We start from the raw sequence: 25,108 nt of genomic DNA on the forward strand, positions 1-25,108 counted from the left end.
TCGGCGACCGAAATGAAAACCGTTTGGCTTACGCGTACCGTTCGAGTTCGGGGCGGTCGAGGTCCTCGAGTACCTCGCCGGCCGTCTCGTCGAGCAGGCTGCGGCCCTCGGCGGTGATGCGGCGGCCCTCGCCGTCGGCGGTCTCGACGAGGTCCTCCTCCTCCAGGTCCTGCAGGATGGTGCGGATGACGTTCTTGCTGCCGTCGGTCCGCTTGGCCGGGGAGACGCGGTAGCGGTTCGAACCGCGCTTCGTGCCGCCGTACTCGGTCGAGAGGCGCTCGATGCCGACCGGGCCGTCCGTGGCGACCTTGCGGAGCAGGCTCGCGGCGCGCACGGCGTAGAAGTCCTCCTGCTCGGGCGGCAGTTCGCGGTCGACGCCGGTCTTGGCGAACTTGCCCCACTGCGGTTCCTCGACTCGGTCCTCCAGTTCGTCGGCGAGCGCGTCGATGAGCGCGTCCGCCGGCACGTCGTACAGCGTTGTCATAGCATTCCGTTCCCCCGCGCGGCATTTAAGAGCATCGTATTGGGCCGAAACCCCGCGGCCTCAGCCCCCGCCGGTCGCGCCCGACGCGACCGCGACCCCGCCGCCGATCGCCGTCGAGAGCAGGTACGTCGCCGCGCGGTGGAGGACGACGGCGGCGCTGACCGTCGCCAGCGCCAGTCCGGTCGTCGGCACGAGCAGGGCGGCAAGCACCGCCTCGATCCCGCCCAGTCCGCCGGGGAGCGGCGTCACGCCGGCGACGCTGCCCAGCGGGATGACGAGCATCACCGCGCCGAAGGAGACGGCGTGGCCGAGCGCGTACAGCGAGAGCCACAGCGAACACATCTGGGCCAGCCACCCGAGCGCGGAGAAGCCGAGCGCGACCAGCAGCGTCCGGCGGTCGGCCCCGACGCGCTCTATCGTCCGGAAGAACCCCTCGATCCGGCGTTCGAGCGCGTCGGCGGTCGGCGGCGACCGGCGGGGGATCACCCGGCTGATCCCCCGGATGACGGGCGTCACGACCCGGACGGCGGCCTGTTCGACGCGGTAGCGGTGTCGCCAGCCGACGTACGCCAGCGCTGGCAGCGCCACCGCAAGCGCCCCGACGGAGGCCGCGGCGTATCCGAGACGCGCGTCGAACGTCACCTCCGTCGCCATGTACGCGACGCCCATGAGGGCAAAGCCGATCGAGGGGACGAAGTTCAGCGCGTCGACGCTCGCGATCGCGGCCAGCGACGTCTCGTACTCGCTGTCGGTCGCCCGCGAGATGAGCAGGGCGGTGACCGGCTCGCCGCCGGCCTGTCCGAACGGCGTGACGTTGTTCGCGAACATCGCCCCGGCGAACACCAGAAACGACCGCGGGACCGACAGCTGGATGTCGAGCCCGCCGAGGACGGTCCGGAGCGCGAGCCCCCACGCGAGGAGCCAGCACAGCGCCACGGCGACCATCGCGCCGACCACCGGCAGGCTCGCCTGTCCCAGCGCCGCGAGCACGTCCTCGAACCCGGCCACCCACAGCAGGACCCCGAGCAGCCCCAGCGCGCCGACGAACCCGACGACCTTCGCCCGCGTGCTCCCGTTCCCGTCGCTCATGCTACCCGTTGGGGGCGTGGGGCAGTTGAACCCTCCGACCGCACGCCGACGCTGCCGACACCGGACGGTTTTTCGCCCGGGGCCCGAATGCGCCCGTATGGACGAACGGACGGCGCTGACGCTGCTCGGCGACGCCGTCGTGGCGGCCGGCGACGACGCGGCCGTCGTCGACGGGCAGGTGCTGACGACGGATATGCTCCACGAGCGGACGGACTTCCCGGCGGGAACGACCCGGTACACCGCGGGCTGGCGGGCGGTCGGCGCGTCGCTGTCGGACGTGGCGGCGATGGGGGCCGACCCGGTCGCGGCAGTCGCCGCGTACGCCGCCCCCGGCTTCGACCGCGAGGAACTCCGCGCGTTCGTCGACGGCGCGACGGCCGTCTGCGAGCGCGTCGGCGCGGCGTACGTCGGCGGCGACCTTGACGAACACGACGAGTTCACGGTCGCGACGACGGCGCTGGGCGACGCCGACGACCCGGTCCGGCGGCACGGTGCGAGTCCCGGCGAGCGCGTCTGTGTCACCGGGACGTTCGGCCGGAGCGCCGCGGCGCTCCGGCTGTTCGACCGGGGCGAGGTCGAACGCGCGAACGACCTGTTCCGGTTCGAACCGCGGGCGGCTGCCGGCCGGGCCGTCGCCCCCCACGCGACCGCGATGCTGGACTCCAGCGACGGGCTGGCCCGGTCGCTCCACCAGCTCGCGGCGGCGAGCGACTGCGGGTTCGCGGTCGAGGCGGACGCGGTGCCGGTCGACGGGGCGGTCGACGAGGTGGCCGCGGACGCGGCCGAGCGGCGGGAACTCGGCTTTTTCTTCGGCGAGGACTTCGAACTGGTGTTCACCGTCCCCGAGGACGCGCTTCCGGCGATCCGGACGGAGTCACCCACGCCGGTGTCCACGATCGGCCGCGTCACCGAGAGTGGGGTCACGCTCGACGACGAGCCGCTACCGGATCGTGGTTTCACGCACGGCGAGTAGGCTGTCCGGACGGGAACCCGTAGTTCTCAGCCCGCGTACGCGATCGGGACCGGCGTGAAACAGAGCGCGCCGAGGACGAAGGTGAGCGCGCCGACCGCCAGCCGCGGCGTGTCGAGCGACTCGTCGTGGACGGGCGTCGCCGGGCCGGCGAAGGCGATCACGGCGGCGAACACGCCCCAGAACGCCCACAGGAAGGTGGCGTTGCTCGCCGCGTCGGCGACGTAGTGGAGGTAGCCGGCCAGCCCGAACAGCCCCGCCGGCACCAGCGCGGCGACCGTCTCCTGCCGGTTGCCGGCCATCGCCCGGACGATGTGGCCGCCGTCCAACTGGCCGACCGGGAGCAGGTTCAGGAACGTGACGAACATCCCGACCCAGCCGCCGACGACGACCGGGTTGACCGACTGGCCGGCCGGGAAGTACAGTTGCTGGCCGGTCAGTTCGGCGAGGGCGACGAGCAGCGGCGGGTAGCCCAGATCGTACGGGATCGCCCCCGGCGGGATGTCGACCGGCGGGAGGTACAGGCCGACGGTCGTGACGGCGACGGTCGCCACCAGGCCGGCGAGCGGCCCGGCGACGCCGATGTCGAACAGCGCCTTCCGGTCGGGCATCTGGCCTTTCATCCGGATCACCGCGCCCATCGTCCCGACCAGCGTCGGCACCGGCAGGAAGTACGGTAGCGACGCGTTGACGCCGTGATAGCGGCTCATAACGTAGTGGCCCAGTTCGTGGACGCCGAGGACGCCCATGATCGCCACGGAGAACGGCCAGGCGCGAAACAGCGACAGCGGGTCGGCGCTCAGGTCGAAGCCGTACCACCACACCGCACCGGTAAACAGCGTCGAGAACACCGTGGCGACCGCCAGCACGACGTTCGTCCATGGGATCCCGTCCACGCCCACGTCTACCGGCTCCGCGACCAGCACGAACTCGCCGGTCCGTCGGGTCAGCTGTACCTCGTACCCGCGTTCGCGGAACCGGGGCCACACCCGTTCCATCAGCTCGTCCGCCGGCACCAGGGGATCGCCGAAGTACACCAGCCGCTCGCCGTCGGTGCGAACCTCGTAGACCCGGAAGAACGCGTCGAACGCGTCGACGGGGGGACCGGCGTCCGGGTCGTCGATCTCCGCCATTGGCGTTTTTACGGTTCGAAGGGTGATAAGCCCAATGACGGCGTGGGGATGGGGGCTGTCGGGGCGGTCGATCAGGGCGTTCTTCGCCGGGGATCAGGCGGGTTCGACGCGCCAGGTCGTCGCGCTCGTGTACGACCACTTCTCGACTTCGAGGCCGCCGGCCGAGTCGCTCAGCTTGACCATCAGCGCGCCGATCTCCTTGGGCGAGAGACCGACCTCGTCCGCGATGAACTTGCTCTTGAAGTACAGCTCCCCGTCTTTCGCCTTGGACCGGAGGAACTGCTTGAGACGCTCTTCCTTGCTGTCTGTCGAGGGCTCCTCACCGGAGGGCTGCGTGGTAGCGCTCATTGTGTTGTCGCCTCGCTCACCGCTTGGACCGGGAATATGTTATAAAGGAAGGTTGCTTTGGCCTGTTTCGGACGCTTTTAGCTCAGTACAGGGTTTTCGCGGGATTTTATCCGGATGTATCACCTTTCACGAGCGGCTCAGAACTGCCAAGACGTTTTACAACCATATCTAATGTCTTATTCGTGCGTCGGGGTCCAGCTGGGATCAGGCCACCGATCCGCCCGGCGAAACGCGTCGATCACCGCTGGTGGACCCAGAACTCGTCCCCCACAGTCACCTCCTTCTTGAAGATCGGCACGTCCTCCTTGAGCCGGTCGATGCCGTCCTCGACCGTCTCGAACGCCTCTTCGCGGTGGCCCGCGAGCACGACCACGAAGACGATGTCCTCGCCGTACTCGATGGTGCCCGTCCGGTGGTGCATGAGCACCTCGTGGACGCCGTCGCGGGCCTCCAGTTCCGCACGGAGTGCGTCGAGTCGTTCCTGGGCGACGCCCTCGTACTTCTCGAACTCCAGCGCCTCGGTCGGGTCGTCGTCGTCGTGCTCTTTTGCCCGGACGCGGCCAGTGAACGTCGCTATCGCACCGGCCTTCTCGGCGTCCGGTGACCGTTTCGCCTCGGCGACGAGCGAGCCGAGCGACTCGTACGGCTCCACGTCGTCGAGCGCCGCGACGACGGCGTCGGGGTCCACGTCGTCGGCCGTTTCGCCGGTCGCCACGGCCGCCCCGCGGTGGTCGCGCCCGCCGAGCACGACCTGCGGCAGGTCGGCATCGCTGAACCCCTCGACGACCGCGTAGTCGTGGTCCGCCGCGAGGTCGTCCAGCGTCGCCGTGAGTCCCCGGTCGTCGCCCGTTGCAAACCACCCGTCGTCGTCGGTGATCCCGTACGTCTCGGCCGCACCGGCGGCGCGGTGGCGCGCGGTGTCTTTCCCCTCGGTGTCCACGTCCGGGGCGTGGGTCAGGTGCTTGACCGTCGCGACTCGCCCCTCGTCCCGGAGCCGTGCGACCAGCCGCTCAACCAGCGTCGTCTTCCCGCTGTCGGAGGGCCCGACGACACCGACTACGTTCATACCGGTTCCTCGGTTCCGGTCCCGCTTGTACCCTTCGGCATCACCGGCGCGCGCCCGCGACGAGCGTCAGCAACGCGGCGACGGCGGCGAGGACGCCGAACCCGTCGAGCCCCCCACCGTCGGACGATTCGTCGCCGGTCGTCGTTTCCGTGCGCTCGACGCGGATCGTCGCGCGCTCGCCGTTCACGACCGCCTGGTACGTGCCCGCCGCGAGGATCCGCCTGTCGAACGCGACCGTCCGGTTCTCGCCCGGTTCGACGGTCACGTTCCGCACGGCCACGGTCTCGCCGAACAGCCGGAGCGGGACCCGAACCGTCTCCTCGCTCGCACGCTCGTTGACGACCGTCGCCCGGATCGCAACTGCCTCGCCGGCCGAGACCGGCGTCCGGTTGACCGCTACGTCCGTGACGCCGACAGTCCCGTCCGACCCCTCGCCGTCGTTTCCGTCAGTCTCGTTCGACTGGCTGAGTCTACCGCGGTCAGGAGGATCACTACCGTCATCGGTGGTCTCGCCGTCCGCGGGTTCGGTTGGGCTGTCGCCGTCCGCGGTCCCGTCGCCGTCCGGCATCGACGAACGCTCGCTGGATCCGGATTCGTCGCCGTCCGGACCGTCGGTAGGCTCGTCGTCCACCGTGCCGGTCGCGTTCGTGGGGCTGTTCACCGATTCGTCCGGGGTGCTGACGTCGTCCCCGGCATCGGCACTTCCGTCGTCCTCGCCAGCCGATCCGTCGTTGCTTCCGCCCCCGTCCTGTGCTCTATCGTCCCCGGCTGCCGGACCGCTGTCGTCGCTCTCCCGCCCGTCGTCGCCCTCGGCGTCGTCGGCCGGCTCGCGTGCGTCCGTCCGATCGTCGTTCTCCGACGGTTCGGCGTCGTCCGGTTGGCCGGTGTCGTCAGGTGGCCCAGCATCGTCCGGCGACCCGAAATCATCCGGCGGGCCGGCGTCGTCGGGTGGTCCTGCATCGTCGGGCGGCCCGGCGTCAGCCGGCGGTCCCGAACCGGCGTCATCGTCGTCGTCCGCCTCGGCTTCGTCTTCCTCGTCGTCCTCGTCCGGCGTCACTCGGTCACCTTCATCGGCTTCGTCCTCCTCATCGTCGTCCTCGTCGTCTTCGTCGTCCTCATCGTCCTCGTCGTCTTCGTCGTCCTCATCGTCCTCGTCGTCTTCGTCGTCCTCATCGTCCTCGTCGTCCTCCTGAACGATCGACACGCTGTCGGTGCCGACGCCGCCCGCGGCTGCCGGGCCGGCGACCGCACCGACGAGGAGCGCGACACACAGCAGGACCGCGGCGATCCGACTCATCGAGTTCCCGGTGCTACCACGTCGAACGGGATTGTAATGACGGGCCCACAGTCGGAAACCGGAGCTTTATCGCGCCGTTCGGCTGGCGGAACGCCGTGCTCCCGCGCCCCGGAGTTGGCAACCCTTAAGAGCGCGACCGGGCTACTCGGCGATAGCATGAAAGTGGTCGTTTCTATCGGCGGGAGCGTGCTCGCGCCCGACCTCGGGTCGGAGCGGGTCAGCGAGCACGCGGCCGTCATCGAGGCGCTCGCCGACGAGGGGTGTTCGGTCGGCGCGGTCGTCGGGGGCGGCGGCGTCGCCCGCGAGTACATCGGGACAGCGCGGGATCTGGGGGCCAACGAGATCCAGCTGGACCAGATCGGTATCGACGTGACGCGGCTGAACGCGCGCCTGCTCATCGCGGCGCTGGGTGGCGACGCGGTGCCCGCGCCGGCCGAGGACTACGAGGAGGCCGGCGAGGCGATGCGCCGCGGCGACATCTGCGTGATGGGCGGCGTGACGCCGGCACAGACGACCGACGCCGTCAGCGCGGCGCTGGCGGAGTACGTCAACGCCGACCTGCTCGTGTACGCGACGAGCGTCCCCGGCGTGTTCAGCGCCGATCCGAACGAGACCGACGACGCCCAGCAGTACGCGCAGCTGTCCGCGGGCGAACTGGTCGACGTGATCGCCGACCTGGACATGAACGCCGGCAGCTCCGCGCCGGTCGACCTGCTCGCCGCGAAGATCATCGAGCGCTCCGGCGTCCGCACGGTCGTCCTCGACGGCACCGACCCGTCGCGGATCGCGGCGGCGGTCCGCTACGGCGACCACGAGGGGACCGACGTGGTCCCCGAGGGTGCGGGCGACGAGCCGACGTACTGGGCCGAGGGATGAGTGACGCGCGCGACCCGTACACGCTCCAGGGGGCCGAGGGGCGACACGCGTTCTGGGCCGACGCGATCGCGGACGAGATAGAAGCTCGCGACCCCGACGAGCCGATCGTCATCAAGGGCGGTATCTCGCCGTCCGGCGTTCCCCATCTGGGCAACGTCAACGAGATCATGCGGGGCTACGTCGTCGCCGAGGCGCTCCGCGACCGCGGCCACGAGGTCCGGCAGGTGTTCACCGCCGACGACCGCGACCCGCTCCGAAAGCTCCCCCGGACGCTCGCCGACCTGGACGGGAACCTCGTCGACCTGGGGGAGGTCGACGCCGGCGCGCTCGGGCGCAACCTCGGGCGGCCGTACACGGACATCCCCGACCCCTTCGGCTGCTGTGACTCCTACGGCGACCACTTCTCGTCGCTGATCGCCGAGAGCGCCGACCTGCTGGATGTCCCCCTCGACGTCGTGTCGAACACTGACCTGTACGAGTCCGGCGAGTTCGCGGACGCAACCCGGACCGTCCTTGACCGCGCGGACCGCGCCCGCGAGGTGCTCGCGCAGTACCAGGACAAGGTCGACGGGGAGTACGTGCCGTTCAACCCCATCTGCGCGGACTGCGGGAAGATCACCGAGACGGTGACCGCGGTCGACGTCGAAGCAGGAACCGTCGACTACGTCTGCACCGACATGGAGGCCGGCGACCGGACGATCGAGGGCTGTGGCCACGAGGGCACCGCGACGTTCCGCGAGGGGAAGCTCCCGTGGCGGTTCGAGTGGCCCGCCCAGTGGGAGCTGCTCGGCGTCGACTTCGAGCCGTTCGGCAAGGACCACGCCGAAGGGTCCTGGCCCAGCGGCGAGGAGATCGCCCGCGAGGTGTTCGAGTTCGAGCCGCCGGTCCCGATGACCTACGAGTGGTTCACCCTCAACGGCGAGCCGTTCTCCTCCTCCGAGGGGAACGTCATCCTCGTCTCGGACGTGCTGGAACTGCTGGAACCCGAAGTTCTCCGGTACTTCTTCACGAAGGACCCGACGACTGCCCGGGACTTCGACGTGGAGCGGCTCGACCAGCTGGTCGACGAGTTCGACGCCGTCGAGGCGGCGTACTTCGGCGAGGGCGACGCCGACGAGGACGAACGCGCGTTCGCGGAGCGGGCGTACCCGATCGCGGTCGACGGGGCGGCTACCGCCGCCAGTCCGGAGCGCGCCAGCGGGCGCGCGGACGACGTCCGCGAGGACCGGATCCGCCTGCCGTACACGTTCGCGGCGGTGCTGGGCATGACTGACGACCCCGACCTCCGCGAGGAGATCGCACGGCGAGAGGGCCACATCCCGGACGACGCGCCCGACTGGGCCGTCGAGGACGCGCTGGCCCGCGTCGAGCGCGCCCGCAACTGGGCGCGCCGTACGGACAACGCCTTCAACTACGAACTCAAGCGCCGCGAGATGCCCGACGTGGATCTGGACGACGCCACCGCCGCGGCGCTCGACGACCTCGCCGACTTCGTCGAGGACGAGGACGACCCCGAGGCGATCCAGGGGGAGATCTACGAGACGGCGAAACGTCACGACGTTCCGGTCGGCGACTTCTTCTCCGTCGGCTACCGGCTGTTCTTCGACGAGGACCAGGGGCCGAAGCTCGGTCCGTTCCTGGCGAAGCTGGACCGGACGTTCGTGCTGGAGCGGCTCCGCCGCGAGCGCTGACCGGCTGCTGCGCGTGAGACCGACGCCCGCCGGCGACTCGGGGAAACCAAACCCATTTGACTCGGCCGCCCCTGCGATGGCACAATGAGTACGCTGACGTGGGTGCTCGCCGGCATCGTCGCCTACTGGCTGGTGGTGTTGCTGCTGCGACGCCGCGGCCTGCTGCCCGACTACGTCGGCACGCAGGGGCCGATCATGACCCTCCACACGAAGCGCGGCCGTGACTTCCTCGACTGGGCCGCCGGCCCGAAGCGGTTCTGGCGCGCCTGGTCGAACTTCGGGATCGGGATCGCCCTCGTGTTGATGGTCGGCTCGTTCCTGTTCCTGCTGTTTGGCGCGTTCACGGCGCTCCAGCAGACGGAGACGACGGCGGCCAACCAGCCCCGGAACGTGCTGGTCATCCCCGGCGTCAACGACTTCCTCCCGCTGGCGGTCGCCCCGGAGATCGTCACCGGGCTCGCGGTCGGCCTCATCGTCCACGAGGGCGGCCACGGCCTGCTCTGTCGCGTTGAGGACATCGAGATCGACTCGATGGGACTGGCCCTGCTCGCCATCATCCCCGTCGGCGCGTTCGTCGAACCCGACGAGGAGAGCCAGCGGTCGGTCGACCGCGGCGGCCGGACGCGGATGTTCGCCGCCGGCGTCACCAACAACTTCGCCGTGACGGTGATCGCCTTCGCGCTCCTGTTCGGTCCGGTGGTGGGCTCTATCGGCGTCGCCTCCGGCGCGGCGGTCGGCGGGAGCCTTCAGGGGTCCCCGGCGAAGGCGGCCGACATCGGCTACGGCGACCGGATCACGGCGGTCGAGGGACAGCCCATCGAGTCGAACGGCGACCTCACGGCCGTCCTCGACAACGAGAGCGCGCGGGAGGTGACGGTGGAGGTCAACGGCGAGGACCGCCGGACGGTCAGTCGTTCGGTGCTCGTCACCGGCGTCCTCCCCGACGGGCCCGTGGACATCGACCGCGGCGCGACGATACGCGCCGTCAACGGGACGCCGGTGTACACGGAGCGTGCCTTCGACGATGCGGTCGCCGAACGGGCGGTCGTCCGCGCCACAGTCGCGGAGAACGACACGGTCCGGAACGTCACGTTCCCCGTCGGCGCGTACGCACAGGTCGCCGGGGACGGGCCGCTCGCCGGCACCGAGGCCAGCGCCGGCGACGAACTCGTCATCGTCCGGCTGAACGACGACCGGATCACCTCGCTCTCGGACCTGACCGACTGGCTGGACGACACGTCGCCCGGCGACGAGGTCAGGATGGTCGCCTACCGGGGCGGCGAGCGCGTGACGTACAACGTCACGCTGGCGGAGCATCCCCGTGACGACACGGGCTTTATCGGCATCACGCGGCTGGCAACCGGAACGACCGGGCTCACGGTCAGCGACTTCGGCATCCGGGAGTATCCGGCCGGCCAGTTCCTCGGCCTGCTCGGCGGCGACGGCGGTGATGCGATCCCGCTGCTCTCCGGCCCGGTCGCCTCCTTCTTCGGCAAGGTCGTCTTCACCCTGTTCATGCCGCTGGGGTCGCTCGCCGGCTTCGCGTTCCCCTTCGCGGGCTTTACGAACCCGGTGACGAACTTCTACGTCGTCGAGGGGCCGCTCGCCTTCCTCGGCGGCGGCGTGTTCGCGCTCGCGAACGTGCTGTTCTGGACCGGCTGGATCAACGTCCAGCTCGGCTTCTTCAACTGTATCCCGGCGTTCCCGCTGGACGGCGGGCGGATCCTCCGGACGAGCACGGAGGCGGTCGTCTCCAGACTCCCCCTGGAGTCGTCCCACGAACTCACCCGGACGGTGACGACCACGGTGGGGATGACGATGTTCGTCGCGTTCCTGCTGCTGGTGTTCGGGCCGCAGCTCGTGGCCGGGTAGGGCGACGGCGGCCGACCGCCGTCAGTCGGGGTCGATCCCGTGGCGCTCGTTGAACGCCTCGGGCGTCTCCTCGATCCGGTCGAACTCGTCGAAGTAGTGTTCGTGATGGCGGATCATCTGCTCGACGATCCAGGCGCTGAACTCCTCGTCGAACCGCCAGGCGTTCTCGACGGGCGGCACGTCGAACCGGTCGTCGGTGGCGAAGCCGACGTACACGTGGTAGAACCCGAGGATCACGTCGGCGAACTCCTTTGCCTTGTCGGCGCTCTCCTCGCGCTTCTCGGTCAGTTCCTCGCGGCCGTCGTCGGTGAGTTCGAAGTACTTGCGGTCGGGTTCGTCCTCTCGCTCGATGCGCTCGGCCCAGCCCTTCTCTTCGAACTTGTAGAGAATGGGGTAGACGGAGCCGTACGACGGCTCCCAGTGGCCGCCGCTTATCTCCTCTATCTCCTTTAGAATCTCGTATCCGTACCGCGGTTTCTCCGCCAGCAGTTCGAGCACGACGTACGAGATCAGGCCTTTCGGCGGACCGCTCTTCCGCATTGGCGGCTCTTTCCCGTGGTGCGGGTGAAAGGGTTTCGGTCACTCCCGGCCGCGGGCCGCGGATCAGCCGCCGCGGTCCCCCTGGTCGGTGCCGGTCGCGTCGTCCGCCCTCTCCGTGTCGGGCTCGTCGGCGTCAGTCCTGTCAGCATCGGTTTCGTCGGCCATTCCGGCAGCGTCGGCGGTCTCGCCGGCCGCCGTCCCCTCGTCGTCGGTCGCCGTCCCGCCTGCCGGACCGTCCGAGCGAGGCGTCGTCCCGGACGCCGGAGCGCGGTCCCGACCGTCCAGCTGAAGCGCCCGGCGGACGACGTACAGGAGGACGACGCCGCTTCCGACCGCGAGGACGAACTGGGTCGCCAGCGCGAACAGCCCGCCGAGCGCGGTCGGGCCGGCCAGTGTGGCAAGGGAAAACGGGAGGACGGCGACGCCGACGACGAGTACGACGAGCTTGGCGATCGGTATCGCCTCGTACATGATGCGGTCGAAGTCCAGTTCGCCCGTCTCCGGCTCGATGAACGGCGGCGTGGAGGGCATCGCCCGACCGTTCAGTCCGCCGGAGTATCAGCTTTGTCACTGGACCGCGGTGCGTGGCCGACTCTGGCGGCGCGAACGAACGGTAAGGTCCTTACTCCACGCGTCCGAACCGCCGGTATGGACCGACGCGACCCGCCGCCGACCGAAGAGGGCTGGTACGTGCTCCACGACCTCCGGACGATCGACTGGGACGCCTGGCGCGAGGCGTCCGCCCGGAAGCAGGAGCGCGCAGTCGACGAGGGCGTCGAGTATCTGGAGGGCGTCACGGGCGTCGACGGGGACGACGGCGACTCCGCCGTCTTCAGCGTCGTCGGGCACAAGGCCGACCTCATGCTCGTCCACCTGCGCCCGACGCTGGACGACCTGAACGCCCTCGAACGGCGCTTCGAGGGCACTGCCCTCGCCGAGTTCACCGAGCGCGCCAGCTCCTACGTCTCCGTCACGGAGGCATCGGGCTACACCGAGCGCGCCCGCGACTACTTCGACGGCGAAGTCGACGAGGACTCCGGCCTCGCCCAGTACATCCAGGCGCGGCTCCACCCCGACCTCCCCGACGCTGGCTACGTCAGCTTCTACCCGATGAGCAAGCGCCGGGACCCCGAGTACAACTGGTACGACCTGCCCTTCGACGAGCGTGCCGAGCACATGGAGCGCCACGGCGACATCGGCCGGGAGTACGCCGGCAAGGTGTCCCAGATCATCTCCGGCAGCGTCGGCCTGGACGACTGGGAGTGGGGGGTCACGCTGTTCGGCGACGACCTGACCGACGTGAAGGACCTGCTGTACGAGATGCGGTTCGACCCCTCCTCGTCGAAGTTCGCCGAGTTCGGCCAGTTCTACGTCGGCCGCCGGTTCCCGCCCGGCGACCTCGACGCGCTGCTGGCCGGCGAGCAGGTGCCGACCGACGAGGGCGACGACGCCGACGCCGCTGGCGACTCGGCCGTCACCGCGGCACTCGACGCGCTCGGCGTCGACGCCGACGCGCCCGACGGCGCACACGGCCTGGTCCTGCGCTCGGACGCCGACGCCGAGGCGGTCCGCGAGGAGGTCGACGGCCTCCGGGGCAACTTCGAACACTACGACACGCACATTCTGACCGAGGTCCACGCGGACGACGACGGGACGGCGGTCGTCTCGCTGTGGGAGACCGAGAGCGCCGCCGACACGGCGCAGGGCTTCCTCGAGGAACTGCCGGGCGTGACCGACACGACTGCCGGCCCGCTCGCGGGCGACGGCGGTGCCGACGCGACTGACGACGAGGACGACGAGGGCGACGCCGAGAGCATCCGCGAGGAGCTCGCGGATCTGGACATCTACGCGGGCAAGCCCCACGGCGAGGACGTGTACGCGCTGACGCTGTACTCCGAGGCCGACCCGGAGGAACTCCAGACGGAGGTCGACGACCTCTCGGACGGGTTCGACCGCTACGACACCCACATCAAAACCGCCGTCTACAAGGCCGAAGGCGCTGATCCGGCGGTCGTCTCCCTGTGGGAAACCGAGAGCGCCGCCGACACCGCCAGCGACTTCCTCGCCGACCTGCCCGGGATCGTCCGGCAGGCCGGCGACAGGGCGGACGACGACGATACCGCCTTCGGCACGATGGGGATGTTCTACACCGTCAAGCCAGACTACCGCGAGGAGTTCGGCGACCAGTTCGAGACGGTCGGCGAGCTGCTGGCCGACATGGATGGCCACCGCGAGACGAACCTCTACGAGAACCGCGAGGACGAAAACGACATGTTCATCGCCTCCCGCTGGGACTCGAAGGAGGACGCGATGGCCTTCTTCCGGAGCGACGCCTTCGGCGACACCGTCGAGTGGGGCCGCGACGTGCTCGCCGACCGACCGCGCCACGTGTTCCTGGCGTAGCGCCGGTCAGGCGTCGGCCAGCGGGAGCGCGACGTTGAACACGCTCCCCTGATTCCCGTTGTCCTCGACCCATATCTCGCCGCCGTACCCCTCGACCAGCGTCCGTGCGAGATAGAGACCGAGCCCCGTCCCCGGGCTCTCCAGCCCCTTCTCGCCGCGCCCGAAGATCACCTCCTTCCGGTCGTCGGGCACCGACGGGCCGTTGTCCGCGACCGTCACGAGGGCGACGCCGTCGCGGACCGCGACCGCGACCGCGATCTCGGGGAGGTCGGTGTCGTTGTGGACGACCGCGTTCTGCAGGAGGTTGTGGAAGACGGATTCGAGCATGTCGTCCGCGCTGACCCGTACGTTCTGTCCGAGACCGTAGGCGGTGATCGCGACGCGGTCGTGTTTCGCACGGACCGTCTCGACCGCCGACCCGACCACGTCGGTCACCGACACCGGCCGGCGCTCGGGACCGTCCTCGAGCATCGTGTTGGTGAGGTCCCGAGCGGTCGTCGTGAGTTCGATCGCCTCCGTCACCGACAGCAGGATGTCGTCGAGATGGTCCGCACCCTCGTCGTCGACGTGGTCCGCCAGCATCTCGGCCCGCCCGCGAACGATCTGCATCTCGTTGCGGAGGTCGTGGCGGACCACCTGGTTCAGCATCTCCAGCTTCTCCCGCTTTCGCTCCCGCTCCTCGCGCCGCCGCCGCTGCTCGGTGATGTCGCGGACGAACCCGCCGGTGCTGACCATCTCGCCGTCCTCGTAGATCGGCTCGCCGTAGGCCCACACCCACCGACCGTACTCCTCGTCGGGGTTGACGCGGTACTCCAGTTCCGTGGATTCCTCGTTAGCCATCTCCATCATCGCCTCCCGGACGCGCTCGCGGTCGTCCGGGTGGACGCCGTCGAGGAAGTTCGTCGGATCGTCGTACACGCGCTCTCGCGACAGTCCCCAGATGTCCTCGAAGGCGTCGCTGACGTACAGCGTCTCAGACCAGTCCGGGCCGGTCAGGTAGATGCAGTCGGGGCTACTCTGTCCGAGTTGGTCGAGCAGCTGTTTCGCCTCGACGGGGGCCAGTCCGTCCATTTTCTAGACAGTATGACCATCGCTACAAAAACCCGATGGCCCTCATAGTGTTTATTCTCACTGTTTACCGGTGCTCGCCGTCACTGTACAGGCGAGCACCGGTAATTGGCGAGAATAAACACTATCACTCCGGGACCAGTTCCACCTCGCCGCCGGGTGCGTTTGCCTGCACGCTCCGGAGCCCCTGCTCGGCGTTCCGCCTCGAGGAGTAGCCCTGCCCGCCGTCGGCGATGACGTTGCCGTTGTCGTGGCGGAGCCGCCAGCGCCAGTCCCCCGCCCGGTCGCGGTACAGTTCGAACCGCGCCTTCGACTCCTCGACGGTCGGCTGTTCGTCGGCGAACGGGTCCGCCGGAAGCGCATCCGCCGGCTCGCGGTCGGTCTGTGCGTCGGCCGTCCCCTCGGCGCGCTCGGCGAGGTCGACCCCCTCGACCGCCCGGTCGACGTCCGGCGGCGATTCACGCTCGTCGCTCCCGACGGCGTCCTCGACCGCGGCCGCGACCGTTTCCGCGTCGACCCGCAACACGCCGTCGACGCCCGGGGCCGAGAGGTCCGTCGTCACCGTCCCGTCCCCCGCCGAGGCCAGTTCGAGTTCGTTCTCGTCGACTTCGACCTCAAGCGTCGCCGAGACGCTGACCGTGTTCTCACCCATGCGTACTACTGGGTCGACGACGGGGTTAACCGTTCGCCCGGCGTGAAGTGAAAGTGAAAATCCGGAGGGGAACCGATTCGCAGTCGTGCGGTTTCGATCGGAAACGGTGGGGTTCGGGATCCGGTGTGCGATCCGGGACGTTCGTCCGTTCAGTCCCCGATGCAAAAGTACAGGAGATCACGGTCTCGCGACGGGACGCTCAACCGATTAATCTCCTGCACTCACGAGCGCCGCGACCGCAGGTTCGGGATGAAACCCTCACCCGTTCAGTCGCCGGCGCTCACCTTCTCCACGTCTGCCGCCTCGATGTCCTCGCCGCCGACCGACGACCGGAGGGCGTCCATCCCGTCGTCGCGGTCGACTCCGAAGTTGTCCTCGTGGAGGTCGGCGACGCGGGCCATCTCCTCGTCGCTCATCGCCGGCGTGTCCGGGGCGGCGGCCCACTCGTCGATGTCGTCGGTCGTGCGGAACGTCGGCGTCACGCTGGCGACCTCGTCGTGACCGAGCAGCCACTGGATGGCGGCCTGGCCCATCGTGCGCTCGCCGTCGCGTTCGAGGAAGCGCAGCGCGTCGACCTTCTCCCAGCCCGTCTCGTACCACTCGTCGGGGCGGTAGGCGCGGTGGTCGCCCTCGCCCAGCTCCGTCTCCGGGGTGACCTGCTCGTTCAGCAGGCCCGAGGAGTGGGGGACGCGGGGGAGCAGGCTCGTGTCGGCGTCCAGTTCGCGGATGGTGTCGAGGAAGTGCTGGCCGGGAGCCTGTTCGAGCACGTTGAACACGACCTGCACGGCGTCGAACTCCTCCTCGACCGCGCGGTCGCCCTCGGCGAGCCAGCCGATGGAGGGGCCGAGCGCCCAGCCGACCGCGTCGACAACGTCCTCCTCCCGGAGTTCGTCCAGCGTCTCCAGCACGTCGTGGTCGACCTCGTCGACGTTGGCGTTGTGGAGCATCAGCAGGTCGAGACGCTCCATCCCGAGGCGGTCGAGGCTGCGGTCGACGGCGGTGCGGATCCACTCGCCGTCCATCCGTTTCGGCAGTTCGCCGTGGCCGGCCTGCGGGTTGTTGTAGAAGTCGTAGCCGACCTTGGTGCCGAGCGTCACCTCGCCGCGGCGGTCACGGAGCGCCTGGCCGACCAGCTCCTCGCTGTCGCCGTGGCCGTACACGTCGCCGGTGTCGAAGAACGTGACGCCCGCATCGAGCGCGTGGTGAATCATCTCGACGGCCTGCTCCTCGCTGCGGTCGCCCCACCAGTCCGTGCCGACGACCCACGCGCCGAACCCGACTTCGCTGACCTCGACGCCCGAATCGCCCAGCGTTCGGTAGTTCATATTCGGTCGTTTGGAGCGTGGCCACTTAGCGGGTGCGGATCCCGTGTGGGCCGTGCCCCGCCGCCCTCTGGTGCCGACCACACACAACCGAATCCATTTCAACGCGGCCCGCCAACGTGCTGGTCAATGACGAAGCGACACGTCTCGCTCCCGGCGGAGGCGGACGAGGGGGTCACGGCGTTCATCGAGGAGGTCGACGAGCGGCTGTCCGGCGACGAGGACACCTGCACCGTCGTGCAGGACGTGCTGGTCGACCTCTACGGGGACCGCGAGGCGTACGAGCGCTGGCAGTCCGGCAAGGACGTGTCCAACGCCGAGCGCGTCCGCCTGCAGGGGTACGATCCGTGCAACGCGACGCTGGAGTCGGAGTACTACGCCGAGAAGGACGAGGAGCGCTTCGAGCGCTCGAAACACCTCCAGTGGCTCTGGCGGCAGTTCGACGCGACGCCGATGGCGGACAACGTCGAGTTCGCGCTGCGCTTCCGCCGGATGCTCGCCGACCACCTGTTCGACGACTGTGGGGAGAACTGCCGCTTCTTCAAGGGGATCACGTTCACCTACGGCCACAACATCACGGTCGGCGACAACGTGGTCGTCCACGACGACGTGCATCTGGACGACCGCGGGAAACTCACGGTCGGCGACCGCGTCTCGATCAGCGACGGCGTCCACGTGTACAGCCACGACCACGACGTGGTCGACCAGACCGAAGTGCGCAACTACCACACGGTCATCGAGGACGACGCCCGCGTCACCTACGACGCGATGGTGCGGGCCGGCAACAGGGTCGGCCGGAACGCCGTCGTCGGCGCGCGCGGCGTCGTCCAGTCCGACGTGCCGGCCCACCACATCGCCGTCGGGATGCCGGCAAAGAGCATCAAGGTCAAGCCGGGCTGGGAGGACGAAGCGGTTCCGCTGGAGGGAGCGAACGAGAACCGCCAGGAGGAGCGCCGCATCGAGTACGACCTGGACGACGGGATCGACGTGTTCGACGAGTTCGACCGGAACCTGTCGCCGCCGGGTCAGCGGTAGCGCCGCCACCCCCGCCGGACGCCGAGCACCGCGAAGTCGAGGACGATGGCGAGCGACGCGAGCGCGCCGGCTCCAAGCGTCACCAGGTGCGGCAACGCGATCCAGTTCGGGAGGACGAACCGCGCCCACGCTTCCATCTGTGCGGCCGTCTCCAGCACCGCCGACCGGTCCTCGGTCCGGTCGTTCAGCCGGGTTCCGGGCACCGTCTCGCCGTCCTCCTCGGGCACCGAGAGCCGGTCCGCCGAGTACGGCATCGCCAGCCGACCGTACTCCCAGACCACCTCGCCATGGTCGTTCACCTCGATCACGCGGTTGTTGAACGTGTCGACGATCAGCGTGTTGCCGTTCGGGAGCCGGTCGGCGTCCCGGGGCCACAGGAGCAGGTCGCTCCCGCCGTACTCCCACACCTTCGTTTCGTTCTCGACGTCGTACTCGACGACGCGGTCGTTCTCGCTGTCGGCGATAAGCACGGTTCCCCACTCATCCAGCCGGTGGGGGTTGTGCTGTTCGTACATCGTCCCGTGGTCGCCGGGTTCGCCGACCACGTCGACGATGTCGTTCGTCCCGGGGTCGACCTCGATGATCACGTCGAAGTTGCGGATCGAGAGCTGGAAGTTGCCGTTGTCCAGCCGGTCGATGTCGTTCATGTGGGTCCAGTCGGACTCGGGACCCTGCTTTTCGGGTCCGCCGTACTCCTCCCGGAACTCGGAGCCAGCTCCGAGATGTTCGTTCGCGTCCCACTCCCAGGTGATCGACCCGTTTTCGGCGACGGTGAACGCGCGGTTCTCGCCCATGTCGATGACCGCCGTCTCGCCGTTTGCCAGCCGGTCCACGTCGTGGACCTCGTGGTGGCTGACGAACTCGTCGTACCAGGTGTGTCGCCAGACGACCTCCTTCTCGTCGTCGGTGAGCGTGTCGCCGTCGATCTCCAGCACGCGGTTGTGGACGCACTGCTCGGGCCGGATCCGGCGGTGTTCGGACGGGCAGTCCTCGCCGGGCACCTTCGTCGCGACCGCGACGAGCAGGTTGCCGTTGTCGAGCAGTTCGGAGTCGAACACCCGCGAGTTCGGGGGGTCGTACACCCACAGCCGTTCGCCCGCCGGCGTCACCTCCATCGCCTTCCCGTCGAAGTCGTCGCCGTAGCTCTGGACGCTGATCAGCGTGTTCCCCGGGTACAGTTCGTCGGGGTTCGATACGGCCGCACCCCCGGGACCGCCGCGGTCAGCGAGCGCGACCTGCAGGCCGAACAGCGCCGTGAGGACCAGCACGGCGGCGGAGAGCGCAAGCACGCGCGTCCGTCGATCCATACCCGCGAGTGTCGCGGCGGGGGCCTAACTCTGACGGTCCCGCGGCAACACACAAGTAGCCACGTCACATAGTACCACACGTGAACGTACCAGGGTGGGCGCTGGCGTACGCGGGGGCATCCGTGGTCGTCTACCTGGTCCTGTACTACTACCTCCGGGGGGACGACGAGGGGTCGACGCGGGACCCGTTCGCCGACGAGAACGGCGGCGACTACTCGCCGGGGTCGCCGGTCGGTCCCGACCGGGGGGAGGCCGCGCGGGAGGGGCGGGACCCACACCGGGCGACGGCGGCGGACGGCGAGTCGGGTCGCCGCTGTCCCCACTGCGGCGCGCGAAACGACCCGGACCAGACGTACACGTACTGCCACCGCTGCGTGCAGCGCCTCGGCATGACGCCGTAGCCGATCCCGCCGCCGAACGGGGTCGCCCCGCCGCGGTCGCGGGTCGCTTTTCACCGACGCGTACCTATCCGACGCCATGCCAAACGCGGTCGCGATCAACGTCGGCGCGAACACGACGCTCCCGGGGTTCCGCGGGCCGGTATTCCCGGACGGCTCCTTCGAGTACATCCCGATCCCGGAACGCGAACCGGCCGCCGAACCGCTGCCGACGTACGCCGACCTGAACCTGTCGACCGACGTGCCCGCCGACGTGCGCGATACCGCGGTCCACCTCGACCCCGAGTTCGCCGAGTACCCCGAGTGCGAGGCGTACACGTACGGCGACGAGCACGCCGTCAAGGCCGGCCCGCTCTCCGACCTCTCCGCCGGCGACTACGCGCTGTTCTACGCGACGCTGTCGACCGCCGGCGACCCTGCCGACTGGATGGCTCCGGAGTGGGGCGCGTACCTGATCGGCGCATTCCGCCTCGACCGCGACCCCGTCACCGACTACGCGGCGCTCGGAAGCGACGAGCGCCCACGATTCGCCAACAACGCCCACGTCAAGCGCGAGACGGTCGACGCCGCGGTGCTCCTGTCGGGCGACCCCGACGAATCGCGCCTGCTCGACCGCGCGGTACCGCTGTCGAGCCGAACCGCGGGTGCCGACCCGAACCGGCTCGTCACCGACCTCTCCGCGGACTCCGGCAAGGGACCGTGGTGGCGGCGACCGCTCCGGTTCGACGCGACGGCGACCGCGGAACTGCTCGACGTGGTCGACTCCGGGACGGTCGACCGCTGTTTCGCCGACTGACGCGGCGTCGGTCCGGGCGTCCGCCCGGTCAGTCCAGCGTCACCGACGCCGTCCCGCGGATGTCCCGGGAGGAGCGCCCCGCTGCGACCGTGTACGGTCCCGCCGGCGTCGTCCAGCCGGACCCCTCCTCGTAGTAGGCGAAGGCGTCGGGATGGAGGTCGACCGCCACCGTCGTACGCTCGCCCGGATCCAGCCGGACCTTCTCGAACCCCGCGAGTTCGCGCTCCGGGCGGGAGACGGCCGGGTCGTCCTCGCCGACGTACGCCTGTACGACCTCCGTTCCCGCGCGCTCGGCGACGTTCTCGACGGGGACCCGGAGCGTCACCTCGTCGCCGTTCCGTTCGACGGTCGGCGCGCCGTACTCGAACGCCGCGTACGACTCGCCGTGGCCGAACGGGAACGTCGGCTCGGTCCCCTCGCGGTCGAGGTAGCGGTAGCCGACGAACACGCCCTCGGCGTACTCCACGGCGTCGTCGCCCGGGAACGCGCCCGGTTCGGCCGTGGGGTACTGCTCCTCGGGTGCGAACGTGACCGGGAGGCGGCCGCCGGGGTCGGCGTCGCCGTACAGCACGGCCGCGAGCGCCTCGCCCTCGGCCTGCCCCGCGTACCACGCCCCGACGACGGCGTCGACGCGGTCCAGCCACGGCAGTTCGACCGGCCCGCCGCTCCGCACGACGACGACGGTCCGCTCGGCGGCCTCGGCGACGGCGGCGACGAGTTCGTCCTGCCGGCCGGGGAGGCGCAGGTCCTCGCGGTCCTTCCCCTCCGTCGTGTCGTCCTGCACGACGACGACCGCGCAGTCGGCGTCCGCGGCCGCCGCGACGGCCGCGTCGAAGTCGGCCGGCGGGGCGTCGTCGTCTTCGTCGTCTGCCCCCTCCTCCTCGCCGAACCCGGGGATGTCGTCGAACAGCGACGACTCGGGGATCCGGTCGACCCCGCGTTCGAACGCGCAGTCGGCGGCGCGCTCGCGCAGCCCCTCGACCGGGCTGGTCTGCACGAACGGCGTCACCTCGGAGGAGCCGCCCCCGCCCAGTTTCGCCTCGTCGGCGTTCGGCCCGACGACGGCCAGTTCGGCGTCGTCGGCCAGCGGGAGCGCGCCGTCGTTCCGCAGGAGCACGGTCCCCTCGACAGCGATCCGGCGGGCCAGATCGCGGTGCTCGGGCGCGTCGAGCCCGTCGTCGGTCTCCGCGTCGCTCCCGCCGTCACGGTCGAACACGCCGAACCGCTCCATCGTCCCGAGGATCCGGCGGACCTTCGCGTCGACGACGGACTCGTCGACCGCGCCGGACTCGACGGCCTCGCGGAGCGGGTCGGCGAAGAACTTCGTGTCCTGCATGTCCGCGACGGTGTCCGGGAACTCCATCTCGTCCGGGTCGAGCCCCTCCGGCAGCGCCCCGTCGGGCACCATCTCGGCGAACGTCACGCCGGGCATCTCCAGGTCGAGCCCCGCTTCTGCCGCCGGGACCGTGCTCTCGGTGCCGTACCAGTCGGACATGACGATCCCGTCGAAGCCGAACTCCCCGCGCAACACGTCGCCGAGCAGGTGCGGGTGCTCGCTCGCGTACGTCCCGTTGATCCGGTTGTACGCGGTCATCACCGCGCCGGCGTCGCCCTCCTCGACGGCCGCGCGGAAGGCGGGGAGATATATCTCCCGCAGCGCGCGCTCGCTCACCTCGGCGTCGACCGCGTAGCGGTTCGTCTCCTGGTTGTTGGCGGCGTAATGCTTGACCGTCGCGGCCACGCCCTCGGACTGCACGCCCTCGACCGTCCCGACCGCCAGACGGGCCGCGAGCTGTGGGTCCTCGCCGTAGTACTCGAAGTTCCGCCCGCACTGAGGGGCACGCGCGATGTTCACGCCCGGGCCGAGCAGCACGTCCTGGCCGTACGCCCGCGCCTCGCGGCCCATCGCCGCGCCCTGCTCCCGGGCCAGCGACGGGCCCCACGTCGCCGCCAGCGCGATGGAGGCGGGGAACGCGGTCGCCCGGCCCGCCTCGACGCGGACGCCGAGCGGCCCGTCGACCAGCCGGAGCGCCGGGACATCGAGCCGCTCGACCGGCGGGACGTACCCCGTCGCCTGCCCTTCCGGGTCCACGTCGCCGTGAACGAGGTCGATCTTCTCGGCCAGCGTCAGGTCGGCGACCAGCGACTCGACGCGCTCGCTCGTCATCGTCGCCTCCGTGTTCGGGTCATGTCCGGGCGGTACGGCCCGGTCTGGGATAATACGTCCAGTTTCCGTACGACTTGCCGGGAGGGCGGCCCCCGCGGCCGTCAGGCCACGTCCCGTGCCGCCTCCGCTGCTCCGTGGAGTTCGAGGCTGGCGTCCTGCGACGCCACCGTCACCTCTGGCGCGCCGGTGACGCAGTAGTCGTCGAGGTCGACCCGCTCGACGGCGTGCACGTCGTCGTCGTACGTGAGGAACTCGGGGTGGTTCGCCGCGACGCCGCCCCCGACGACGACGCGGTCGAGCGCGAACAGGTCGGTGACCGTCCCGATCCCGGCGGCGTTGATCCGCTTGAGCCGGGTGTAGTAGTCGCGGGCCACCGGGTCGCCGTCGTCGACGGCCCGGAAGAACGCGGCGGCGTCCTCCTCGCCCGTCAGGGCGGTGTCCCGGTCCTCCGTACTGAGCCACTCGGCGACGCGCTCGGGGATCCGGTCGCCGGCGGCGTACCCTTCCCACGGGTTCCGGACGCCGTCGTGGACGACGTGGCCGTCCCAGCCGAGGTTGACGAACCCGCCCTCCGCGCCCCGGATCAGCCGACCGCGGTGGAGGACGCCCAGCCCGATACCGGTGCTTATCGTGAGGTACGCGCCGTTCTCGTCGTCGCCCACGTCGCCTCGCGCCCGCAACCCCAGCGCGCTCGCGTCGCCGTCGTTCTCGGCCGCCAGCGGGGCGTCCAGCCGGTCCGCGACCGGCCGCAGGTCCCAGCCGTCGCCGTCCCAGTTCGACGCGGCGTCGATCACGGTGCGGTCGTCCCGGAGGATCCCCGCCACGGCGACGCCGACGGCGTCGACGGGCCGGTCGAACTCGGTCGCGAGCAGGTCGGCCAGTTCCGCCGGCGATCCCACGTCGTCGGTCGGCCGTCGCCACGGTTCACCCAGCAGTCCCGTCGCGTCGGCCGCCACTCCCCGGATCCACGTGCCGCCGACGTCGACCGCCGCCACTCTGGTCATACGGGTCGACGGATACGACAGTTAGTAAAATCACCGCGTCGACTCGTCCGGTCCCCGCATAGCGCAGAAACGACTCTCACGTGTTGTTCGCGGCAAAATGCGCCGGCCGGGATTCCCGCGAGCGGAGCGAGCGGGAAGTCGGGCGGCAAACGACCGCAGGGAGTGCGCCGGCCGGGAATTGAACTGGGCGAGACGTTCCGGGCGTGCGGCGCTTCGCGCCGGTCCGGGGCTGCGACTCGCTTGCTCAATTCCCGCGGGCGATTTCACTGCTCACTGTCGTTCGCAGGAAATGCGCCGGCCGGGAATTGAACCCGATGGCGAGACTCGCTCCGCTCGTCTCGCGTGATTCAATTCCCGCGAACGCATTCGCTCCTCGCGTCCGCTCGTCGCAGAAATGCGCCGGCCGGGAATTGAACCCGGGCTATGAGCTTGGGAAGCTCATGTCCTACCACTAGACCACCGGCGCTCGTTCGTTTCATTCACTCACGCCGTGCATCGACGGACGTAGTCCGTCTCAACACCGACGCGCTCGTTCACGCCGTTCACTCGCGCGCCGAGGCTCGCAAATCCTGCGGATTTGCTCACCACCGGCGCACGTCACACCCGTAACGGGTGTTTGGCGCTTACCCCAACTTCCCTATCGCCACACTTGAACGTAGCGCTTCGATCCGACCCGTCAGCCACCGCGGGCGGGTGGTCGTTCGTCCACTTCTGGCGCGTGACAGGTGCCTATTAGGGCCGCCGTCCCCTACGGACGCCCATGATCGATCTCCGCTTTTCGGAGTCGGAACTGGAGGCTCGCCGGGAGAACATCACCTCGTTCATCGCGGACACCGTCGACACAGCGGGGGCCGACGGCGCGGTACTCGGGCTCTCGGGCGGCGTCGACAGTTCGCTGGTCGCCCATCTCACCGTAGAGGCGCTCGGCGAGGACGCGCTGTACGGGCTCGTCATGCCGGGCACCGTGAGCAGCGACGACAACATGAGCGACGCCGAGCGCGTCGCCGAAAAGCTCGGCATCGACTACGACGTGGTCGAGATCGAACCGGTCGTCGACACGCTGCTCGACGCGTACCCCGACGCGGCGGGCGACGAGGTCGCGGTCGGGAACAGCCGAGCGCGGGTCCGGGCGGTGCTGAACTACCTCGTCGCGAACCACGAGAACCGGCTCGTGCTCGGCACGGGCAACCGGAGCGAGGCGATGGCGGGCTACTTCACGAAGTACGGCGACCAGGCGGTCGACTGCAACCCCATCGGCAACCTCTACAAGGCGCAGGTGCGCCAGCTCGCCACGGCCGTCGGCGTCCCCGAGGGCATCGTCACGAAGCCGCCGACCGCGGGGCTGTGGGCGGACCAGACGGACGAGGGCGAGATGGGCGTCGGCTACGACACCCTGGACGCCATCCTCGCGCTCCACATCGAGGGGCCGCTGTCGGCGGATTCGACCCGGCGCGAGCTGGGCGTCGAGGAGGCGACGATAGAACGCGTCCGAGAGCTGTACCGGCAAAGCGCACACAAGCGGTCGATGCCGCCCGCGCCGGACGAGCCTGCGCCGTAATAGGACTTCACTCCGTCCGGGTCGGCGTCGTC

The 25,108-nt window shown here is 69.9% G+C and carries 23 protein-coding genes and 1 tRNA gene; 9 read left to right on the top strand and 15 right to left on the bottom strand.

Annotation, left to right across the window (positions count from 1 at the left end; translation table 11 throughout):
• Positions 1-28: 28 nt before the first annotated feature.
• On the bottom strand, positions 29-484 hold the full coding sequence (locus D8896_RS01865) for a 30S ribosomal protein S19e (RefSeq protein ID WP_121820368.1): 456 nt from the start codon (positions 482-484) through the stop codon (positions 29-31).
• Between the two features lie 60 nt (positions 485-544).
• Positions 545-1,573, bottom strand: coding sequence for a lysylphosphatidylglycerol synthase transmembrane domain-containing protein (locus tag D8896_RS01870; RefSeq protein ID WP_121820369.1), 1,029 nt, complete (start codon positions 1,571-1,573; stop codon positions 545-547).
• Positions 1,574-1,670: 97 nt separating this feature from the next.
• Between D8896_RS01870 and thiL the strand changes: the two genes are divergently transcribed.
• The gene (gene thiL, locus D8896_RS01875; RefSeq protein ID WP_121820370.1) at positions 1,671-2,546 is read left to right on the top strand and encodes a thiamine-phosphate kinase; all 876 of its coding nucleotides are present in this window, start codon (positions 1,671-1,673) and stop codon (positions 2,544-2,546) included.
• A 26-nt stretch (positions 2,547-2,572) separates the two neighbouring features.
• Here the strand turns inward: thiL and D8896_RS01880 are convergent, their stop codons facing one another.
• The 4 genes from D8896_RS01880 to D8896_RS19100 form a co-directional block, all read right to left on the bottom strand.
• Positions 2,573-3,676: a site-2 protease family protein gene (locus D8896_RS01880; protein ID WP_121820371.1), complete on the bottom strand. Its 1,104-nt coding sequence runs from the start codon at positions 3,674-3,676 to the stop codon at positions 2,573-2,575.
• Between the two features lie 93 nt (positions 3,677-3,769).
• The gene (locus D8896_RS01885) at positions 3,770-4,024 is read right to left on the bottom strand and encodes a DUF7123 family protein (protein WP_121820372.1); all 255 of its coding nucleotides are present in this window, start codon (positions 4,022-4,024) and stop codon (positions 3,770-3,772) included.
• Between the two features lie 238 nt (positions 4,025-4,262).
• Entirely contained in the window at positions 4,263-5,090 is an 828-nt protein-coding gene (locus D8896_RS01890) for a molybdopterin synthase (RefSeq protein ID WP_121820373.1), read from the bottom strand.
• Between the two features lie 40 nt (positions 5,091-5,130).
• Positions 5,131-6,387, bottom strand: a complete 1,257-nt coding sequence (locus tag D8896_RS19100) for a hypothetical protein (protein ID WP_162991392.1) — start codon at positions 6,385-6,387, stop codon at positions 5,131-5,133.
• A 156-nt stretch (positions 6,388-6,543) separates the two neighbouring features.
• On the opposite strand from D8896_RS19100, the gene pyrH reads away from it, so the two are divergent.
• From pyrH to D8896_RS01910, 3 genes are all read left to right on the top strand, one after another.
• A complete protein-coding gene (gene pyrH, locus D8896_RS01900) occupies positions 6,544-7,263 on the top strand; it encodes a UMP kinase (RefSeq protein ID WP_121820374.1) in 720 nt (239 codons plus the stop codon).
• Entirely contained in the window at positions 7,260-8,954 is a 1,695-nt protein-coding gene (lysS, locus tag D8896_RS01905; protein ID WP_121820375.1) for a lysine--tRNA ligase, read from the top strand. The genes pyrH and lysS overlap by 4 nt, the downstream gene beginning before the upstream one ends.
• Positions 8,955-9,038: 84 nt before the next feature.
• The gene (locus tag D8896_RS01910) at positions 9,039-10,826 is read left to right on the top strand and encodes a site-2 protease family protein (RefSeq protein WP_121820376.1); all 1,788 of its coding nucleotides are present in this window, start codon (positions 9,039-9,041) and stop codon (positions 10,824-10,826) included.
• Positions 10,827-10,847: 21 nt separating this feature from the next.
• On the opposite strand, the gene D8896_RS01915 is transcribed toward D8896_RS01910, so the two are convergent.
• Together D8896_RS01915 and D8896_RS19705 are read right to left on the bottom strand one after the other, a co-directional pair.
• Positions 10,848-11,366, bottom strand: coding sequence for a PadR family transcriptional regulator (locus D8896_RS01915; protein ID WP_121820377.1), 519 nt, complete (start codon positions 11,364-11,366; stop codon positions 10,848-10,850).
• 63 nt (positions 11,367-11,429) lie between these two features.
• Entirely contained in the window at positions 11,430-11,897 is a 468-nt protein-coding gene (locus tag D8896_RS19705; protein WP_205596746.1) for a hypothetical protein, read from the bottom strand.
• 117 nt (positions 11,898-12,014) lie between these two features.
• On the opposite strand from D8896_RS19705, the gene D8896_RS01925 reads away from it, so the two are divergent.
• Entirely contained in the window at positions 12,015-13,769 is a 1,755-nt protein-coding gene (locus tag D8896_RS01925; protein ID WP_121820378.1) for a heme-binding protein, read from the top strand.
• A 6-nt stretch (positions 13,770-13,775) separates the two neighbouring features.
• Here D8896_RS01925 and D8896_RS01930 read toward each other — a convergent pair whose 3' ends face one another.
• The 3 genes from D8896_RS01930 to D8896_RS01940 all read right to left on the bottom strand — a co-directional run bounded on the left by D8896_RS01930 (position 13,776) and on the right by D8896_RS01940 (position 16,814).
• A complete protein-coding gene (locus D8896_RS01930) occupies positions 13,776-14,840 on the bottom strand; it encodes a PAS domain-containing sensor histidine kinase (protein WP_121820379.1) in 1,065 nt (354 codons plus the stop codon).
• 124 nt (positions 14,841-14,964) lie between these two features.
• Positions 14,965-15,489, bottom strand: a complete 525-nt coding sequence (locus D8896_RS19710; RefSeq protein ID WP_205596747.1) for an HVO_2922 family protein — start codon at positions 15,487-15,489, stop codon at positions 14,965-14,967.
• Between the two features lie 266 nt (positions 15,490-15,755).
• Positions 15,756-16,814, bottom strand: a complete 1,059-nt coding sequence (locus D8896_RS01940; protein WP_121820380.1) for an aldo/keto reductase — start codon at positions 16,812-16,814, stop codon at positions 15,756-15,758.
• Between the two features lie 126 nt (positions 16,815-16,940).
• Here D8896_RS01940 and D8896_RS01945 point away from each other — a divergent pair, with 126 nt between their 5' ends.
• Positions 16,941-17,846: an acyltransferase gene (locus D8896_RS01945; protein ID WP_121820381.1), complete on the top strand. Its 906-nt coding sequence runs from the start codon at positions 16,941-16,943 to the stop codon at positions 17,844-17,846.
• Here D8896_RS01945 and D8896_RS01950 read toward each other — a convergent pair.
• On the bottom strand, positions 17,837-19,153 hold the full coding sequence (locus D8896_RS01950; protein WP_121820382.1) for an aryl-sulfate sulfotransferase: 1,317 nt from the start codon (positions 19,151-19,153) through the stop codon (positions 17,837-17,839). The genes D8896_RS01945 and D8896_RS01950 overlap by 10 nt on opposite strands.
• 80 nt (positions 19,154-19,233) lie before the next feature.
• Between D8896_RS01950 and D8896_RS01955 the strand changes: the two genes are divergently transcribed.
• Together D8896_RS01955 and D8896_RS01960 are read left to right on the top strand one after the other, a co-directional pair.
• Complete coding sequence (locus tag D8896_RS01955; protein ID WP_121820383.1) at positions 19,234-19,554, top strand: DUF7577 domain-containing protein; 321 nt, start codon at positions 19,234-19,236, stop codon at positions 19,552-19,554.
• A 76-nt stretch (positions 19,555-19,630) separates the two neighbouring features.
• Positions 19,631-20,347, top strand: coding sequence for an Nmad3 family putative nucleotide modification protein (locus D8896_RS01960; RefSeq protein ID WP_121820384.1), 717 nt, complete (start codon positions 19,631-19,633; stop codon positions 20,345-20,347).
• 28 nt (positions 20,348-20,375) lie between these two features.
• Here the strand turns inward: D8896_RS01960 and D8896_RS01965 are convergent, their stop codons facing one another.
• From D8896_RS01965 to D8896_RS01975, 3 genes are all read right to left on the bottom strand, one after another.
• Positions 20,376-22,514, bottom strand: a complete 2,139-nt coding sequence (locus D8896_RS01965) for a beta-glucosidase (RefSeq protein ID WP_121820385.1) — start codon at positions 22,512-22,514, stop codon at positions 20,376-20,378.
• A 101-nt stretch (positions 22,515-22,615) separates the two neighbouring features.
• Positions 22,616-23,518, bottom strand: a complete 903-nt coding sequence (locus D8896_RS01970) for an ROK family protein (RefSeq protein ID WP_121820386.1) — start codon at positions 23,516-23,518, stop codon at positions 22,616-22,618.
• A gap of 395 nt (positions 23,519-23,913) precedes the next feature.
• Positions 23,914-23,984 (bottom strand) — tRNA-Gly (locus D8896_RS01975).
• A 294-nt stretch (positions 23,985-24,278) separates the two neighbouring features.
• Here D8896_RS01975 and D8896_RS01980 point away from each other — a divergent pair.
• A complete protein-coding gene (locus D8896_RS01980; RefSeq protein ID WP_121820387.1) occupies positions 24,279-25,076 on the top strand; it encodes an NAD+ synthase in 798 nt (265 codons plus the stop codon).
• The last annotated feature ends 32 nt before the right edge of the window (positions 25,077-25,108 follow it).

The sequence above is a fragment of the Halostella salina genome, assembly GCF_003675855.1.
Taxonomy (GTDB): domain Archaea; phylum Halobacteriota; class Halobacteria; order Halobacteriales; family Natronoarchaeaceae; genus Halostella; species Halostella salina.